Origin of the sequence: Amycolatopsis sp. NPDC024027 (assembly GCF_040638975.1) — a bacterium.
Classification (GTDB): domain Bacteria; phylum Actinomycetota; class Actinomycetes; order Mycobacteriales; family Pseudonocardiaceae; genus Amycolatopsis.
Map to the genome: position 1 here is coordinate 303,800 of NZ_JBEZYY010000005.1, position 17,291 is coordinate 321,090.

The 17,291-nt window shown below is 71.8% G+C and carries 13 protein-coding genes and 1 pseudogene; 3 read left to right on the forward strand and 11 right to left on the reverse strand.

All coding sequences use genetic code 11. From position 1 onward, the window contains the following. Positions 1 to 4: 4 nt before the first annotated feature. Positions 5 to 760, reverse strand: a complete 756-nt coding sequence (locus tag AB0F52_RS15815) for a CoA ester lyase (RefSeq protein WP_360170396.1) — start codon at positions 758 to 760, stop codon at positions 5 to 7. A gap of 109 nt (positions 761 to 869) precedes the next feature. On the opposite strand from AB0F52_RS15815, the gene AB0F52_RS15820 reads away from it, so the two are divergent. After that, positions 870 to 1,040: a hypothetical protein gene (locus tag AB0F52_RS15820; RefSeq protein WP_285991687.1), complete on the forward strand. Its 171-nt coding sequence runs from the start codon at positions 870 to 872 to the stop codon at positions 1,038 to 1,040. A 6-nt stretch (positions 1,041 to 1,046) separates the two neighbouring features. Here AB0F52_RS15820 and AB0F52_RS15825 read toward each other — a convergent pair whose 3' ends face one another. From AB0F52_RS15825 to AB0F52_RS15855, 7 genes are all read right to left on the reverse strand, one after another. Continuing rightward, positions 1,047 to 1,715: an HAD family hydrolase gene (locus AB0F52_RS15825; RefSeq protein WP_360170399.1), complete on the reverse strand. Its 669-nt coding sequence runs from the start codon at positions 1,713 to 1,715 to the stop codon at positions 1,047 to 1,049. Continuing rightward, complete coding sequence (locus AB0F52_RS15830; protein ID WP_360170402.1) at positions 1,712 to 2,593, reverse strand: LysR substrate-binding domain-containing protein; 882 nt, start codon at positions 2,591 to 2,593, stop codon at positions 1,712 to 1,714. Before AB0F52_RS15830 ends, AB0F52_RS15825 begins: the two co-directional genes overlap by 4 nt. Before the next feature lie 14 nt (positions 2,594 to 2,607). After that, on the reverse strand, positions 2,608 to 2,976 hold the full coding sequence (locus AB0F52_RS15835) for a DoxX family protein (RefSeq protein WP_360170405.1): 369 nt from the start codon (positions 2,974 to 2,976) through the stop codon (positions 2,608 to 2,610). 59 nt (positions 2,977 to 3,035) lie between these two features. After that, a complete protein-coding gene (locus tag AB0F52_RS15840) occupies positions 3,036 to 5,351 on the reverse strand; it encodes a glycoside hydrolase N-terminal domain-containing protein (RefSeq protein ID WP_360170408.1) in 2,316 nt (771 codons plus the stop codon). Between the two features lie 96 nt (positions 5,352 to 5,447). Next, positions 5,448 to 6,212: an NAD(P)H-binding protein gene (locus tag AB0F52_RS15845; RefSeq protein ID WP_360170411.1), complete on the reverse strand. Its 765-nt coding sequence runs from the start codon at positions 6,210 to 6,212 to the stop codon at positions 5,448 to 5,450. 57 nt (positions 6,213 to 6,269) lie between these two features. After that, on the reverse strand, positions 6,270 to 9,851 hold the full coding sequence (locus AB0F52_RS15850; protein ID WP_360170414.1) for a CARDB domain-containing protein: 3,582 nt from the start codon (positions 9,849 to 9,851) through the stop codon (positions 6,270 to 6,272). A 203-nt stretch (positions 9,852 to 10,054) separates the two neighbouring features. Continuing rightward, on the reverse strand, positions 10,055 to 10,495 hold the full coding sequence (locus AB0F52_RS15855) for a helix-turn-helix domain-containing protein (protein ID WP_360170417.1): 441 nt from the start codon (positions 10,493 to 10,495) through the stop codon (positions 10,055 to 10,057). Positions 10,496 to 10,625: 130 nt separating this feature from the next. On the opposite strand from AB0F52_RS15855, the gene AB0F52_RS15860 reads away from it, so the two are divergent. Then, the gene (locus AB0F52_RS15860) at positions 10,626 to 11,822 is read left to right on the forward strand and encodes a thiolase family protein (protein WP_360170420.1); all 1,197 of its coding nucleotides are present in this window, start codon (positions 10,626 to 10,628) and stop codon (positions 11,820 to 11,822) included. A 289-nt stretch (positions 11,823 to 12,111) separates the two neighbouring features. On the opposite strand, the pseudogene ligD reads toward AB0F52_RS15860, so the two are convergent. After that, positions 12,112 to 13,063: pseudogene (gene ligD, locus AB0F52_RS15865) on the reverse strand (non-homologous end-joining DNA ligase). Between the two features lie 40 nt (positions 13,064 to 13,103). Between ligD and AB0F52_RS15870 the strand changes: the two are divergent. Further along, positions 13,104 to 13,940 (forward strand): PHP domain-containing protein, encoded by an 837-nt coding sequence (locus AB0F52_RS15870; protein WP_360170423.1) that lies wholly within the window; start codon positions 13,104 to 13,106, stop codon positions 13,938 to 13,940. A 344-nt stretch (positions 13,941 to 14,284) separates the two neighbouring features. Here the strand turns inward: AB0F52_RS15870 and AB0F52_RS15875 are convergent, their stop codons facing one another. Next, positions 14,285 to 16,315: an MDR family MFS transporter gene (locus AB0F52_RS15875; protein ID WP_360170426.1), complete on the reverse strand. Its 2,031-nt coding sequence runs from the start codon at positions 16,313 to 16,315 to the stop codon at positions 14,285 to 14,287. 80 nt (positions 16,316 to 16,395) lie between these two features. Further along, positions 16,396 to 17,232: an SDR family oxidoreductase gene (locus tag AB0F52_RS15880; protein WP_360170429.1), complete on the reverse strand. Its 837-nt coding sequence runs from the start codon at positions 17,230 to 17,232 to the stop codon at positions 16,396 to 16,398. Positions 17,233 to 17,291 lie beyond the last annotated feature (59 nt).

The window sequence follows — 17,291 nt, forward strand, 5'->3', positions numbered from 1 at the left end:
CGCCTCACTCCCCCAGGATGTGCCGGGCCCGGGCGAGCACCGGCTTGTCCACCATCCGGCCGTCCACAACGGACACCCCGTCCCCCGCCGCCACGACCCGGCGGGCCCAGGCGCGTTCGGCTTCCGTCGGTGTGAAGCCGGCCCGGGCCGGGGCCACCTGCGTCGGGTGGATGCAGAGCTTGCCCCCGAAACCCAGGCGGCGCGCGGAGCGGACGTCCTCCGCCAGCGGCGAGCCGGCGCCCAGATCCGGGGTGACGCCGTCCACCGGCGGCGCGAGGCCGGCCGCCGCCGAGGCGATCACCAGCCGCGAACGCGCGTAGGCGAACGGCTCCCGGTCTTCCGGCGCCACCCCGAGCTGGGCCGCCAGGTCCTCGCCGCCGAACGCCAGCCGCGTCACCGACGGCACCGCGGCCAGCTCACCGGCGCGTTCCACCCCCAGCGCGGTCTCGACGAGGGCAATCACCGCACCGAACCCGGCGAGCACCCCCGGTGTCTCGGCCTTCGGCACCATCACCGGCACGCCCCGCGCGGCCACCAGCTCGGCGTCCGCGTCGAACCACGGCGTGCCCGGCGCGTTGATCCGGACCATCGCCCGGTGGGTCTTCAGCCACTCGCCCGCCGACGCGCGCGCCGCGTCCTTGGCCGCGGGGGCGACGGCGTCCTCGAGGTCGAGGATCACCACGTCGGCGCCACTGGCGAGCGCCTTGCCGAAGCGGTCGGGCCGGTCGCCGGGCACGAACAGGAACGTCGTCGCGGCCACCCGGTCACGATAGCGGGTAAGGGGCCGGCCGGCGCCGGACTGCGTGTTCACCCGATGCGGGCGCGGACCCCTCAGGACGATCGTGGGCTCAACGACGAAAGGAGCCGCCATGCGAGGCGACTGGATCCACGACTGGGTGCAGGTGGAAATGGACTACCGGGCCGGGACACGCCCGGAGCCGGCGTTGCAGACGCCGAGGGAACGGCAGCCCGCGAAGCCGTGGAAGGCGCTGTGGGCCGCGGTGTTCCCGCCGCGCCCGGCCGGGGTGCGCCACCCGTGACGGCGGTCAGCGGGCTCCGGCGTGCACCCGCTCGACCGTCTCGGCCAGGCCGCCGAGATCGGGCCGGACCGCGTCCGCCACCGCCGGGTCCTGCGGGCCGGCGTGCCGGTTGACCCACACGCGCGGGATGCCCAGCGCCTGGGCCGGCACCATGTCGTGGAAGTGGCTCTGCGCCACGTGCACCCAGTTCGCGGCGGTCGCGTCGAAGGACGCCGCGAACCGCCGGAAGTGACCGTGGCCCGGCTTGTACTCGCCGACGTCCTCCGCGGTCACGATCGCGTCGATCGGCACCGCGAGCCGCCGCTGGGTCTCGCCGATGAGGTCACGGTCGCAGTTCGTCAGCAATGCGAGCCGCCAGCCCGCTTCCCGCAGCGCGGCCAGCGCCGGCCGGGTGTCCGGGAAGACCGGCCAGTACGGCAGCCCGGTCCCGAGCACCGAAGCGTCGTCCGCCACCAGCTCCAGCCCGGCTTCGGCCGCGGTCCGGCGCAGGGACTCGGCGAGCACTTCCCGGTACCGCCGCACCGGCACCTCGGCCTGCACCTGCGGCTCGAACCGGTTGTAGACCTCCAGCAGCTCCGCGCCGCGGCCGGGGTACAGCAGCTCGAGCCCGGTGGCGATGCCGTGGCGCCAGTCCACCAGCGTGCCGAAGCAGTCGAACGTCGCCCAGCGGATCATCGTGTCCTCTCCCCTGCGTCGGCCAGGCCCGCGAAGATCTCCGCGAACTCGAAGATCACCCGCGACCGCCGGCCGGACACCCACGCCAGGCACACCTCGTTCGGCGGCAGGTCCTCGACCGGCACGCGCACCACGTCGGGCCGGGTGTAGTACTCCGATGTCGACCGCGGGACGACCGCGATCCCGCGCGCGGCGGCCACGTGCTCGAGCTTCTCCTCCACGCTCCGGAACGCCCGCCGCGCCGGTGCGGCGCCTTCGCGCAGCTCGACCGCGATGTCGCGCCACTCGGGCACCGCGTCCGGGTCGTTGAGCAGGTGCTCGTCCACGAGGTCGCCGACCCGCACCGATTCCTTGCCGGCCAGCCGGTGGCCGGCGTGCAGCACGGCCACGCGCGGCTCGCGGAACAACGGCCGGACGCTGAGCCCGCGCCGGTCCACCGGCAGCCGGATCACGCTGACGTCGGCGCGGCCGTCGTGGAGGACTTCGGTCTGGTCGTCCCACGTCGTGCGCAGGAGCTCCACCGCCAGGCCGGGCTGCCGCGCCGAGAGCTCGCGGACCGCGCCGGTGACCGTGATGCCCGGCATGAACGCCACGGTGAACGCCGAGGCACCGCGCGCGGCCGTCGCGACCCGGCGGCGGAGGGCGTCGGCCGAGGCCAGCAGCGGCCGCGTGTCCTCCAGCAGCTGGCGCCCGGCCGCGGTGAGCTCGGTCGACCGCCTGTCGCGCCGGAACAGCTGCGCCCGCAGCTCGCCTTCCAGGGCCCGGATCTGCCGCGAAAGCACCGGCTGCGCGATGTGCAGCCGCGCGGCGGCGCGCCCGAAGTGCAGTTCTTCGGCGACCGCCACGAAATACCGCAGCTTGCGCAGATCGACGTCCATCGGGCTCCAGGGTATTAGCCCGCGAAGCGGCCCGCCGCCACGAACGCCGCCAGCAGGAGCAGCACGACGTTCATCGGCAGCGCCTTGGTCTCCTTCCGGCGCGCGTGCACGACGATCGCCCCGGCCTGGACGAGCACCAGCCCGGTCGCGGCCAGCGGGGTCAGCACCGGGGCGATGTCCAGCGCCCACGGCAGGATCAGCCCGAACGCGGCGAGGATCTCGACCGCGCCGATGCCCTTCACCGCCGCCTCGGAGAAGTCCGTCGTCCAGCCCATGTTCGGGTTTTCCAGCAGCTTCTCGCGTGGGGTCGCGAGCTTCACGCCCCCGGCGAACAGGTACACCACGGCGAGCAGACCCGCCGCGCCCCACAGGACGACGTTCACGGTCACCTCCGGTCGGAAGAGAGTCGTTGAACACTATCCCTCTTTCCGGAGGTCTCATCTCAGCTTGGCCGGACCGTGACCGACGCTCCCGGCCGCAGGGTGATCGCCCGCCGCCAGGTCCCGGCCCGCACCTCGAGCCGGGTGCCGCCGACGCTGCGGATCACCGCCCGGGTGACCTTCCCGGCCCGCCATTCGAGGTCCACCTCGAACCCGCCGCGCGCGCCGATCCCGGTCACCCGGCCCGAAGCCGCCCACGCCGGCGGCAGCGCCGGGAGCAGCTCCAGCACCCCGGGGCGCGAGTGGACGAGCATTTCGAGCATGGCCGTGGGCGCGCCGAGGTTCGCGTCGATCTGGAAGATCGTGTAGCTGCCCTGGCTGTACATGTCGAAGAAGTTGGGCGCGGTGCCGTTGCCGTTCGCCACCGACGGCCGCAGCACGGTGAGCAGCAGCTGGTACGCGCGATCGGCGTCCTTGAGCCGCGCCCAGCACGCCGATCGCCACGCCGTCGCCCAGCCGAAGCTGTCCATCCCGCGCGCGATCAGCAACGCCCGGACGCCGTCGAGCAGCTCGCGCGGGGCCGTGTCGGCCGCGATGCGATCACCCGGGAAGAAGCCGATCAGCGGCGACAGGTGCCGGTGTGTGGTCTCGCCGAGGTTGTCCGGCGACATCCACTCCTCGAGCCAGCCGGTCGACGGGCTCACCTTCGGCAGGTACAGCTTCTTCTGCAGCCCGGCGATCCGGTCGCCGTAGGCGCGGTCCCGGCCCAGCACCGCGGTGGCCTCGCGGTAGTGCTCGAACAGGTCCCAGACGATCTCCTGCGCGTAGGTGATCCCGCGGGCGTCCTGCGGACCGTGTTCGGGCGACCAGTCGTGGTCGTCGACGAGCACCTCGCGGCCGTCGACCGTCATCGGGATCAGCCGGGCTTCCCAGAATTCGGCGGCCCCCTTCAGCAGCGGGTAGATCCGCGCGAGGTAGGCCTTGTCCTGGGTGAAGGAGTAGTGGTCCCACAGCGAGTTGCACAGCCACGCGTTGCCGCCGGGGTGCCACCACCAGCCGGAGCCGCCGTAGATGTTCGTGGAGAACGCGACCGCCCAGCCGGCCACCTTCCCGCTCGTGTTGCGGAAGCGGTTCCTCGGGTCGTTGAACAGCCGGTTCGTGCTGTCCGTCCACACGGGAAGCTGCGCGAGGCAGTAGCCGGCCAGGGCAGTGAAGCTCCCGGGCAGCGCCGCGCGGTCGGCCAGCCAGTAGTTCATCTGGAGGTTGATGTCGGTGTGGTAGTCGCTCATCCAGTCCGGCGTGTTCGTGTTCTGCCACAGGCCCTGCAGGCCCATCGGCAGGCCGTCGCGCGAGCCGGTGATCGTCAGGTAGCGCCCGAACTGCAGGTAACTCGCCTCCAGCTCCGGATCGGGCACGCCCGGCTGGTCGTGGCGGGCGACCAGCCGCGACCACGTGTCCAGGGCCCGCTTCGCCGGCGGCGACTGCCCGAGGTCCACGCTCATCCGGTCGTACAGCCGCCGGTAGTCGGCGACGTGGGTCGCCCGCAGGACCCCGCCGCCCACGGTCAGCGCCGCGGCCGCCTTCCGCTTCGCCAGGACCAGGGGGTCGAGCGAGGCGTCGAGGAATTTCCGCGCCGCGTCGGGGACGTAGTTCGTACCGCCGCTGAGCACGACGACGACCTCGCTGCTCCCGCTGAAGGTCAGCCCGCCCGACGTCGTCACCGTGCAGGCGTACTTCAGGCCGTTGGCGAACGCGCCGGTGAACGCTCCGGCACCGGCCGCCGCTTCGCCGCGCGTGGGCTCCAGCGACACCGACCCGGTGACGGGGCCGCCGCTGAGCCGGACCACCACGACGTCGTCGGGGTGGCTCGCGAAGTACTCGCGGCGGTACTGCACGCCCTGGTACCGGTAGGTGATCACGACCAGGCCGTTGCCGAGGTCGAGCGTGCGCCGGTAGTCCGTGACGCCGGTGTGGGCCGGGACCGCGATCCGCAGCTTCGCGAGCAGGCCGAGCGTGCCGAACTTCTCGAGGTCGTAGGGGAACTGGCCGTCGTCCTGGAGGACGTCGTTGGGGCCGCCGGTCCACAGCGACGCGTCGGCGAGGTAGAGGAAGTCGGCGGCCGGGTCACCCCCGACGAGCGCACCGATCCGACCATTGCCGATCGGCAGGCCCTGTTCGATGATTTTCGACTCGCTCGCGGGCGCCGGGTACCACAGGGTGCCGGCCGGCGACGGCGGGGCGAGGTCTTCCGCCGCTGGGCGGACGACGTCGGCGTTGGCAGCAAAGGGACGTAGGCCACCCAGCGCAACACCGGCGCCGACCGCGCCACCGAGTTTGAGGAAGGACCGCCGCGACGGCGGGAGAGGCAGTTCCGGCATGGGTCATCCGTTCGGCGTGGGCGGAAAACGGCCGCGAAGCCCGCCAAACATATGATCTATCCGGTCCGGTGGTCAAGAATCTTCGGAATGGACCGATTACCCGTGATCGGCTCGCTCGGCCAGGTACTCGCGGAACGTGATCTCGCCTTCGCGGTGACCGGGGGCCAGGTGCCCGCCGTCGGCGTAGGCCCGGAACGTCTCCCCCGGCACCTTGAGCGGCACGATCCGCCGGCGCCGCGCGGTCGCCTCGGCGACGGCCTGGGCCAGCTCGGTCGCGGAGAGGATCTCCGGGCCGCCGAAGTCGGGCGCCCGGCCCGCCGGGTCGTCCAGTGCGTGGCCGGCGAGGCGGCGGGCGACGTCCCGGACGTCGACCGGCTGGAACGAGATGCGCGGCACCGGCACCACCGGCAGCCGGGACGCGCCCGCGAGCAGGGTGCGGACCAGGCCGTGGAACTGGGTGGCCCGCTGGATCGTGTGGGGCAGGCCCGAGGCGGCGATCAGCTGCTCGGTCTCGTGCTTGGCCCGGTAGTAGCCGAGCGGGACCCGGTCGACGCCGACGATCGAGACGTACACCAGGTGCGGGCCGCCGGCCCACCGCGCCGCCTCGACCAGCGTGCGCGCGAGCTGCGCTTCCCGCCCGAGGTAGTCGGTGGCGCAGTGCACGACCACGTCCACGCCGGCGACGGCGCTGTCGACGCCACGGCCGGTCCGCAGGTCGCCGCGGACGACGTCCGGGGCGACCCGGCGGCTCAGCACGCGGACCTCCTCGCCCGCCGCCCGCAGCCGGGCCACCACCGCACTGCCCAGAGCTCCGGTGCCGCCGGTGACCAGGATCCGCACGTCGACCACCTCCGGCGTCATCCTGGCACGGCGCGGGCCCGCCGGGAACGGCTTCCCGGCGGGCCCGCGCCAACTCGGTCAACTGCGGTTGATGGTGAACGTGGTCGTGCGGTTGCGGATGTCCTCGGCGTTGTCGGCCAGGGTGAGCCCGGTGAAGGTCGCCGAGCCGACGGCCGGGCCCTGGCCCGGTTCCGGCAGCTCGTTGGCCCAGATCCCGATCCCGGACTTGGCGTCGAAGGCGTCCCCGCTGCGGTGGGCGCCGGTGATCGACACGTTCGTCAGCACGGTGTCCTCGACCGGGTGCTCCGGACCGCCGTTGTACTTGGTCTGGAACATGATACCGCTGTAGGTCGGGCTCTGGATGTCCACATCGGACACCCGGATGCCGCGGAACTCCTTGGACGCGGAGAACAGCCAGATCGCCGGGAACGTCTGCTGGCCCCAGAAGTGGCCGCCGTCCCGGACCAGGGAGGCGTTCTGGACCGTCGTCGGCTGCGGCCCGAACCCGAGGAACGGGTAGCCGAAGTCGAGCGAGCTGATCGTGATCGCCGAGTAGGTCAGCGTGTCCGCGATGTAGAGGTTCCGGAAGGTGTTGTCGTACCCGCCGTACACCGCCAGCCCGGCCGCGCGCCACGGGGTGAGCGCGGTCAGGTTCTCGAACACGTTGCCGTACTGGTTGCCCGGGTTGAGGTCCGTGGCGGCGAACAGCGCGAAGCTGTCGTCACCGGTGGACCGGGCTTCGTTGTTGGTGACGTGGTTGCCCGTGCTGCCGTTGGTGAGGTTGACGCCGTCGGCGAAGGTGTCGCGGATCCGGGAGTTCTTGATCGTGGTGTCGTCCACATTGGTGCCCCAGACCATGACCACCTGGTGCTCCACCCAGATGTCGTCGATCGTCAGGTTCGCGACGTTCGTGAGGTTGAACACCTTGCCGGGGCCGTCGATGCGGGAGGTGTAGTTCCCGAACACGGCGAACCCGCTGAACGTCGACCCGTTGGCGCTCGACTGCACGTCGATGCCGATGTCGGTGTTCTCCTGACCGGAAGGTGCGGAGAACTTCGTGAACCACGGCCCCGCGCCGGTGACCGTGACGGCCTTGCCGTAGACGTTGAGCTTGCTCGACAGCGGGTAGTTCCCGGCCGGCAGGTACACCCCGGTGAGGGTCGCGTCCTGACGAACCTTGTCGAGGGCGTTCTGGACGTCCTGCTGGGTGAACCCGGCGGGCACCGCGAAGTGCGCCGGGTCGGGGTTCGCCTTCGCGGCCGCCTGCTCCAAGCTGACGAAGTCGATCGCGTAGTTCGTCGTGTTCGCGGCATCCTTCTGCAGCTTGATCCGGCTGCCCGCGGGCACGGTGGCGCCGAGCAGCGTGCTCGCCTCGTCGTAGAGGTGCCGCGGCCCGGCGCCCGGTGAGTTGCCCGGGCCGGTCTCGGCGCCGTAGAGCCACGCGTAGTGCGAGGTCAGGTCGATCGCCTTGAGGAAGGTGCCGTTCACGTACACGTTCAACGTCGAGTCGATGCCTCCGCCGCCCGCGGCGTCCGGGATGGAGAACCGCGTGACCAGGGTGTTGGTCGCAGCGCGGGTGGTGAACTCGACCGAGGAGCCGGTCGAGTTCAGCGTGACGGCCTTGCGGCCCGACGCCTCGCCGGCGAGGTCGCCGATCGTGCGGTTGGGGCCGACCACGGCCGCACCGCCCGCGACGACGCCGTCTTCGGCCTCGTACGTGTCGTAGGGCATGTTCGCGCCCCGGCCGACGAACAGCTGCTGCGTGCCGGTGTTGTTGCCCTGCTTGACGGGCAGCTCGTTGGCGTCGTTCGCGACGACCGTCTTCACGGTGTACCGGCCGTTGGCCGCGGTCCAGGTGCCGGCCGTCACCGGAGGCGCGGTGGCGCCGGCGGCGATGGACCCGGAGTAGCTGCCGGTCAGCGTCTTGACGACGGTGCCGTTCTGGTCGGTGATCGTCACCGTGACGCCGTGGGCGCCGCCCGCGGACGCGATCGTGCCCTGGTTGCGCAGGGTCGTGGTGAAGGTGACCGTGTTCCCGGCCGAGGGGTTGCCCGGCGACCACGCCGTCGCCGCGACGAGGTCGGAGCTCTGCACCGGGCTGACGACGAGCGCCGTCGCGGCGGTGTAGGAGTTGTTGGCCTCGTTCTGTTCGATGACGGCGTTGGCCTCGTCGACCTTCGCGGTCAGCTGGTAGCTGCCGGCGTCCCGGGTGCCGATGGTCGCCGACACCGTCGTCGACGCGCCGGCCGCGAGCGCGCCGACGTTCGCCGTGCCGACCTTGGTCGTGCCCAGGTAGAGGTTGACGTTCGTCGCGCCGGAGGCCGCCGTCCCGGCGTTGCGGACGGTCGCCGACGCGGTGATCGCGTCGGTCTCCACGGGGTTCTGCGGCGACCACGCCACGCCCGAGATCGTCAGGTCCGGGTTGGGTGCGGGGACGCCGAAGACCTGGAACTCCGCGGCCTGCCCGCCGCCCGCACCGGAGTTGGCGGTGACGCGCAGGCGGACGTCGGCGGCGCGGCCGCCGAGCGGGATCGTCACGGAGTTGCCGGTCGCGGGGCTGAAGCTGTAGGTCTGCGCGGCGGCGAGGGTGGTGAACGCGGACGCGCTCTGCTCACGGCCTTCGACGGCGATCGTCTGGGTTCGCGGACCCCACGCCGGGTCGGGGTTGAGCTTCACCACCACCTGGTTCAGGTCGGCGTTCGCACCGAGCGCGACGGTCAGCAGGTTCGGGTAGGTCCCGCCGCCGCCTTCCCAGTACGTGGCCGGAGAGTCATCGTTGGCGTTGGCCGCCACGTACGTCCACTCCGTCGAGGACGCCGTGATCGGCTTGCCCAGCGCGAGGTTCGTGCCGGCCTGGGTGCCGGTGCGCGTCACGGTGGCGCTGTTCGCCGACTGGTTGCCCGCGGCGTCCTTCGCGCGGACGAAGTACGAGACGGTGGTGCCGTCGGGCTGGGTGTCGGTGTAGGTCAGGACGTTCCCGGCGACGCTGCCACGCAGCTGGTCGTTCGCGTAGACGTCGTAGCCGGCGACACCGGTGTTGTCGGTCGACGCCGACCAGGTGAGCCGGATCTGGCCACTCGCGGGCTGGGTGTAGGCGAGGTTGGCGGGCGCCGACGGCGGCTGGGTGTCACCGCCGGCGGGGCCGTGCACCTCGAACTCCGCCAGCTGCGCGGCGGGCCAGCCGCTGTTCGCCGTGACGTTCAGGCGGACGTACCGGGTGTTCGCGGTCAGGTTCAGGGTGACGGTGTTGGCCGTCGCGGGATCGAAGCGGTAGCCCGCCGAGGGGACCAGGTCGCTGAAACCCGTGCCGTTCGTGCTGCCTTGCACGCCGATGGTCTCGGTGCGGGCCTCCCAGTTCGCGGGCAGCTTCAGCACGAGCTGGGCGACGTTCGTGGCGGTACCCAGGTCGGCCTGGACCCACTGCGGGAACTGGTTGTTCGCGCTCTCCCAGTAGGTGGCCTGGTTGCCGTCGCCGACGTTCGAAACGGGGTAGCCGGCGAGCTGGCTGCTCGCGGTGTAGGTCGCCGCGGCGGCCTGGACGGCGGCCTCGGTGGCGGTGGGTGCGGCCGGAGCAGCGCTCGCGGCCACGGCGGGAGCCGCGAGGAGCAGGGACAGGGCGGCGTAGGTGGCCGCGCGCGACAGAAGCCGCTTCGTTCTCATGGGGTTCCTCTGATCCGGGGAGGAGGGAGACGACTCGGGCGGAGACCGGGTGCTTCCTGACTGCTGCCGCGATTTGCCGGTGCGCTGTCAGTTTCTTGCGTTGATTCGTTCAAGAGTTACAGTGACGTGGGTCTCAAGTCAACGGCCGGACGCGGAAAAGGCCTCCTCGCGAGATGCGAGGAGGCCTTTTGCGGAGACGGGGGTCAGGCGTGCACGGCGCCGAGGCGGATCGCGTGGGTGCCCGGGGCGTTCACCGGGTCACCGCAGTGGGCGCAGACGGTGGCCGGTTCCAGCACCTCGCCGCAGGCGTGGCGCCAGAGCGTCGGCGGCTCACCCTGGTGGACGTACTTGTCACCCCACGCCATCAGCCCGAGCAGGACCGGCTGGAGCGCGCGGCCGGCTTCGGTCGGGTGGTACTCGTGGCGCGGCGGGTGGGCTTCGTACTGGACCTTCTCGAGCACGCCCGCGTCGACGAGCTTGCGCAGCCGGGCGGCCAGGATGTCCCGGCTGGCGCCGGTGTTCTCGGCGATCTGGTTGAACCGCCGCTCGCCGAGCATGATCTCGCGCAGCGCGAGGAGGCTCCATCGCTCGCCGACGACCTCCAAGGCCTCGGCGACCGAGCACTCACGACCACGCCGGACCATGCCACCTCCACGGGGTTGAAAATCCAACCTAGCACGTCAACCCCCTGTGACGTGGCGAACAGCTGAGTTGTGGATTCCAACTGACCCGGCGTATACCGAAGGCATCCCGATCTGCGAGGAGGCAGACGCCATGACGGACGCGGTGATCGTCGACGCGGTACGAACCCCGATCGGCAAGGGCAAGCCGAACGGCACGCTCGCCGGGGTGCACCCGGTCGACCTGCACGCCCACGCCCTGCGATCGCTCGTCGAGCGCACCGGCCTCGACCCGGCCCGGATCGACGACGTGATCAGCGGCGCGGTCGGGCAGATCGGCGAGCAGAGCATGAACACCGCGCGCTGGGCCGCGCTCGCCGCCGGGCTGCCGGAGTCGGTGCCGGCGGTGACCGTCGACCGCCAGTGCGGCAGCAGCCAGCAGGCGATCCACTTCGCCGCGCAGGGCGTCATCGCCGGCGCGTACGACGTCGTGATCGCCTCCGGTGTCGAATCGATGAGCCGGGTGCCGATGGGCAGCCAGGTGGCCGGCCGCGACCCGTTCGGCCCGCAGATCGCCGCGCGTTACCCGGACGGGCTGGTGCCGCAGGGCATCAGCGCGGAGCTCATCGCCGCGAAGTGGGGCTTCACCCGCGCCGAGCTGGACGAGTTCTCCGCCGAAAGCCACCAGCGCGCCGCAAAGGCGTGGGCGGACGGCAAGTTCGCCGGCGAAGTGGCCCCGCTGAAGGCGCCCGCCGCCGACGGCACGCTGCGTGAGATCACGACCGACGAGACCGTCCGGCCCGCCACCACGCCGGAGATCCTCGCCGGCTTGAAGCCCGCATTCCGCGCCGACGTCTGGGAGAAGCGCTTCCCGGATCTCGCCTGGCACATCACGGCGGGCAACTCATCGCCGATCAACGACGGCGCGGCCGCACTACTCATCACCAGCGCCGAGACGGCCACGGCACTGGGCCTGAAGCCCCGAGCCCGCATCCACAGCTTCGCGGTCGCCGGCGACGACCCGCTGTTCATGCTGACGGGCGTCATCCCGGCCACCCGCAAGGTCCTGGCACGCGCCGGACTCGACGTGGCGGACATCGACGCATTCGAGGTCAACGAGGCATTCGCCAGCGTCGTGCTGGCCTGGCAGCGCGAGATCGGAGCGGACCCGGCAAAGGTCAACATCAACGGCGGCGCGATAGCGCTGGGCCACCCGCTGGGCGGCAGCGGCGCCCGCTTGGCGACAACACTGCTGTCGGTACTGGAGCAGACGGGCGGCCGCTTCGGCTTGCAGACAATGTGCGAGGCGGGCGGCCTGGCCAACGCAACGATCATCGAACGCCTGAACTGACCGCACGGTCGACCGGCCCGCCCGCCAACCGCCGGCAAAGGCGCCGCACGGCCCACAGCCGGCCAACGCGCCGCACGACCCCCGGCCCGCAGCTGGCCAACGCGCCGCACGCCACGCCGGACGGAGCCCAGTCCCCCCGCAACCCCGATCCGAAGCCAGAACACGGCCGGCGGTGCCGGGTCAAGGCACGCTTTCCCGCCTTGACGCGGTACCGCCGGCCGTAGTCACAATCGCGGCTTCGGGGTTGCGGACAGCAGGAAAGAACCCGCCGAGCGCCGAGGCAAACACATCACGCAGGCTCAAGAGGCTCCTCGACCCCATCCCGATCAGCCCATTCCAGCAGCGGCTCAAGCGAGAACACCGCATCATCCATCCCGGCATGAAGGTCCCCCACCTCGGCAAACCGGGCCGGAACGGTGGCAATGGTGAAATCCCCCGGCTCGGCATCATCGATCTCCGTCCACCGGATCGGCGTGGACACGGTACCTTCAGGATTCCCGCGAACCGAGTAAGCGCTGGCGATCGTGTGATCGCGAGCATTCTGGTTGTAGTCGACGAAGAGCAGCCGCGGATCCCGATCCTTCCGCCACCAGGTGGTGGTGACGTCATCCGGAGCCCGCCGTTCAACCTCGTGAGCAAAAGCCAGCGCAGCCCGGCGAACGTCGGCGAAGCCCCAACGCGGTTCGATCCGGACATAAATGTGCAGACCACGCCCCCCCGGACGTCTTCGGCCACCCGACGGCACCAAGCTCGTCGAGGATCTCGTGGGCCACATGCGCTACCCGGCGAACCCGGTCATAGCCGCAGTCGGGCATCGGGTCGAGATCGATCCGCCACTCATCAGGCTTCTCGGTGTCGGCCCGGCGGGAATTCCACGGATGGAACTCCACAGTGGACATCTGCACGGCCCAGGCGACGTGCGCGAGCTCGGTGACACACAGTTCGTCCGCGTGCCGGTTGTAGCGCGGAAACGTCACCCGGACGGTTTCCAGCCACGGCGGCGCGCCGTTCGGCACGCGCTTCTGGTGCACCTTCTCCCCCGCCACGCCGGACGGGAAGCGGTGCAGCATGCAGGGGCGTTCGCGCAGGGCGTTCACGATGCCGTCGCCCACCGAGAGGTAGTAGTTGACCAGGTCGAGCTTCGTCTCGCCGCGGGCCGGGAAGTAGACCCGGTCCGGGTTCGAGATCCGCACGGTGTGCGGGCCGACCTCCAGCTCCACCGCCGCCGACTTCTGCGCCATGCGTCAGAAGGTAGCCCAAAACCCGGGTTACGGTGGGCTGGTGAGCCTGCCGACGGACGGTCACGTCCACACCGAATGGTCCTGGGACACGATCACCGGCTCGATGATCGGCTCGTGCGAGCGGGCGCTCGAGCTGGGGTTGCCGTCGGTGGCGTTCACCGAGCACGCGGACCTGACGCCGTGGCTGATGCCGGAGCCGATCCGGCCGTTGCTGCCGGACCACTTCCGGGTGCGGCTGCGCCCGGACGGCGTCCTTGAGCCGCCGGAGCTGGACGTCGAGGGGTACTTGGCGTGCGTCGAGGAGTGCCGCTCGCGGTTTCCGGGGCTGCGGATCCTGTCCGGAGTGGAGCTCAGCGAGCCGCACTGGCACCGCCCGCAGGCCGACGCGCTGCTGGCGGCCCACGACTTCGACCGCGTGCTCGGCTCGGTGCACTCCCTTCCGGACGGCGAGCACCACCGCGAGCTGACGGTCGTGTCGGACCGGTCGCCGGGCGAGCTGCTGCGTGCCTACCTCGGCGAAGTGCTGGGCCTGGTCGAGTCGACGGCGGATTTCGCGGTGCTCGCCCACATCGACTACGCGCTGCGATCGTGGCCGGCCGAGGGCCCGCCGTTCGTGGCGGAGGACTTCGAGGAGGAGTTCCGGACGGTGCTGCGGGCCCTGAAGGCGAGCGGCCGCGCGCTGGAGGTGAACACGAAGGTGCCGCTGCCGGGCGAGGTGGTCCGGTGGTGGTTCGAGGTGGGCGGCGAGGCGGTGGCGTTCGGCAGCGACGCCCACGAGCCAGGACTGGTCGGCCACGGCTTCACGGAGGCGGCGGCCCTGGTCGAGTCGTGCGGCTTCCGGCGAGGCCGCACCCCGCACGACTTCTGGCGCCGCTGACCCCACCACGGCTCGCCATAAGCGCCCGAAGTGGGTATTGGTTGCGCTAACTGCACCGATGGCTGCCTTGGGGGCGCCGGCACCCGCCCGCAGGCAAGCCCCCGCCCGGACCGGCGCGGCGGCATCACGCCAGGGCGCGGCGGCCCTCAGGCGAGGGTGTGGCGAGCCGTCCGGCCAAGGCGCGGCGAACATCGAGCCCCGGCGCGGCGAGCCTCAAGCCAAGGCGCGGCCGGCCTCAAGCCCAGGCGCGGCGAGCCTCAAGCCAAGGCGCGGCCGGCCTCAGGCTAGGGCGCAGCGAACGTCAAGTCATGGCGCGCCGGCCTCAGGCCCCGGCGCGGCGAGCCTCAAGCCAGGGCGTGGCGGCCGGAGGTGCGCGACTCGGCGCTCTGGTCCATCAGCCGGGCCGCGACCCGGCCGATGGCCGCGTCCAGTTCGGCTCGGTCGTTCGTTCCCCAGTCGCCGAGGCGGTCGGCCAGCCAGTCGTGCCAGGCCTGGACCACCTTTGCGAACTCCTCGCGGCCCGCGGAAGTCAGCTCCCAGCCGTCGCGTGTGTACCGGAGGTGGCCGGTCAGCTCCAGGCGGTTGAACGCCGGCTCCAGCACCGGCGCCGGCACGCCGAAGTCCTCGCCGATCGCCCGCAGTGTGGCCGGCGAACCACGGCGTTCCCGCAGGTGGACCTGCAGCAGGCACCAGATCCCGCCCTCGTCGAGGTCTCCCCCGGCGAGCTCGATGATCGCGGGGGCCACCTTCCGGCGCTCGCGGAAGAACAGCGTCGCGACCGCGCGTTCCAGCTCGCGGTCGTCCGTGCGGGCCTCCGGCATCGCGAAGCCGTCACCGAGGTCGGGGGCGGCCGCGCGGGCCGTGTCGCGCAACGGGATCTCCTTGAGGAAGAACGCCAACGCGAACGCCACCAGGCCGACCGGGGCCGCCGCGAGGAACACGACGTGCAGGGAGTCGCTGTACGCCTGGATCACCGGGGCGGACACCGGCTCCGGCAGCGCGTGCAACGCCGTGGGCACCTGCAGCGCCCGCGGATCGACCCCCGGCGGCACCGGCAGCGCGGCCAGCTTGGGGGTCAGCTGGTTCGCGTACACCGTGCCGAAGATCGCCGCACCGAACGAGCTGCCGATCGAACGCAGGAACGTCACGCCCGAGGTCGCGACGCCGAGGTCGGCGTAGTCGACGGTGTTCTGCACCGCGATGGTCAGCACCTGCATGCCGAGCCCGATGCCGAGCCCCAGCACGGCCATGTACGCCGAGGCCTCCCAGAACCCGGTGTCGGTGTCCAGCCGGGACAGCAGGTACAACCCGGCGGTCATGGCCGCCGCGCCGGCCAGGGGGAAGATCTTGTACCGCCCGGTGCGGCTCACCGCGTTGCCCGCGGTGATCGACGCGACGAGCAGCGCCAGCACCATCGGCAGCAGCCGCACCCCGGACGTCGTCGCGGACGTGCCCTGGACGTACTGCATGTACGTCGGCAGGTAGGACAGCGCGCCGAGCATCGCGAAGCCCACGACGAAACTCATGATCCCGCCGACGGTGAACACCGGGTTGCGGAACAGCCGCATCGGCAGCATCGGCTCCTGCGCCCGCAGCTCCACGAAGACGAACGCCGCGAGCAGCACCACCGAGCCGAGCGCCATCCCGATGATCACCGGCGAACCCCACGCGTACTGCGTGCCGCCCCAGCTGGTGACCAGGGTCAGGCCGGTCGCGGCCAGGCCGATGAGCAGGATGCCGAGGTAGTCGATCACCGGCTTGACCGCGGCGCGGGCGTTCGGCATCGCCGAGGACGCCACCACCAGCACCACCACGACCAGCGGGATGTTGACGTAGAACGCCCACCGCCACGAGAGGTGGTCGACGAAGAACCCGCCGAGCATCGGGCCCGCCACGGTGACCACGCCGAACACCGAGCCGAGGACACCCTGGTACTTGCCGCGCTCGCGCAGCGGGACGACGTCGGCGATGAGCGCGGTCGAGGTGACCATCAAGCCGCCGCCGCCCAAGCCCTGCACCGCGCGCCAGACGATCAGCCAGACCATGCTGTCGGCGAAGCCGGCGCAGAACGAGCCGACGCCGAACACGATCACCGACAGCTGGAACATCAGCTTGCGGCCGAAGAGGTCGCCGAGCTTGCCGACAACCACGGTCATGATCGTCTCGGCCAGCAGGTAGGAGGTCACCACCCAGGACAGGTGCCCGGCACCGCCGAGGTCGCCGACGATGGTGGGCAGCGCCGTGCCGACGATGGTCTGGTCCAGCGCCGCCAGCAGCATCCCGAGCAGCACGGCGCCGAACACCGCGTTGACCCGGCCGCGGCTCAGGGCGGGCGGCGCCGCGGCGCCGGGGGTGACCTCCGCGGTGGCCGTCATCTCCGCCCTCCTCGCTCGGCCTCCAAGCTAGTGCGCGAGGTCCACTGTGGATAGCCACCCGTTCCGGTGGTCCGCGCCGCTCAAAGGGTCCAGCGGTCCCGCGGCGGCGATTCGAGGACGAGCTCGCCGGCGACGGCCGCGGCGATCTCTTCCACCGTCCAGTGCTCCCGGTGCAGGACCGGCCGGATGATGGCCGGCTGCCGGACGGCGTGCAGGTGCCCGTCGGCGAGCCGCAGCACCTGCCCGGTGACACCGGCCGAGAGGTCGCTGAGCAGGTAGGTCACCAGCGGCGCCACCCGTTCGGGTGGCGCCGCGTCCCGGTTCCCGTTCGGGTCGGCGGCCATCAGCCGGGTCCACGCGATCGGGCTGACGGCGTTGACCCGCACGCCGTGCTTCGCCAGGTCCCCGGCCCACGAGTACGTCATCGACGCCACCGCGCCCTTCGACGCCGAGTACGCGGCGGCACGGCGCTGCCCGATCATCGACCCCGACGTCACGTTGACGATGACCCCGCGGCCCTGGGCGCACATGACCTTCGCGGCCGCGGTGCCACAGTGGAGCGGACCGAGCACATTGGTCTCGACCAGTGCGCGGGCCCGCTCGGCGTCGTCGTCCTCCCACGGCGGCGCGTGGTAGCCGACCGCGGCGTTGTTGACGAGCCCGTCCAGCGTCCCGAACTGCGTGCGGCACTGGCTGATCAGCGACCGGGCGTAGGCCGAGTCGGCCACCGAACCGACGCTCGCCACGGCGGTCCCGCCGTCCGCGGCGATCGCCGCCACCGTCTCGCGGGCCGGTTCCGCGTCGACGTCGTTGACGACGACCGCGGCCCCGTTCTCGGCCGCGTGCCGGGCGAACGCCCGGCCCAGCCCGCGTCCGGCACCGGTGATCACGACGGCCCGCCCGTCCAGGAAGCCCATGGCGTCCAGTGTGACCCGGGACCGGCCCGGCTGCGCGGCAGGACCAGCGGAAACCGCTG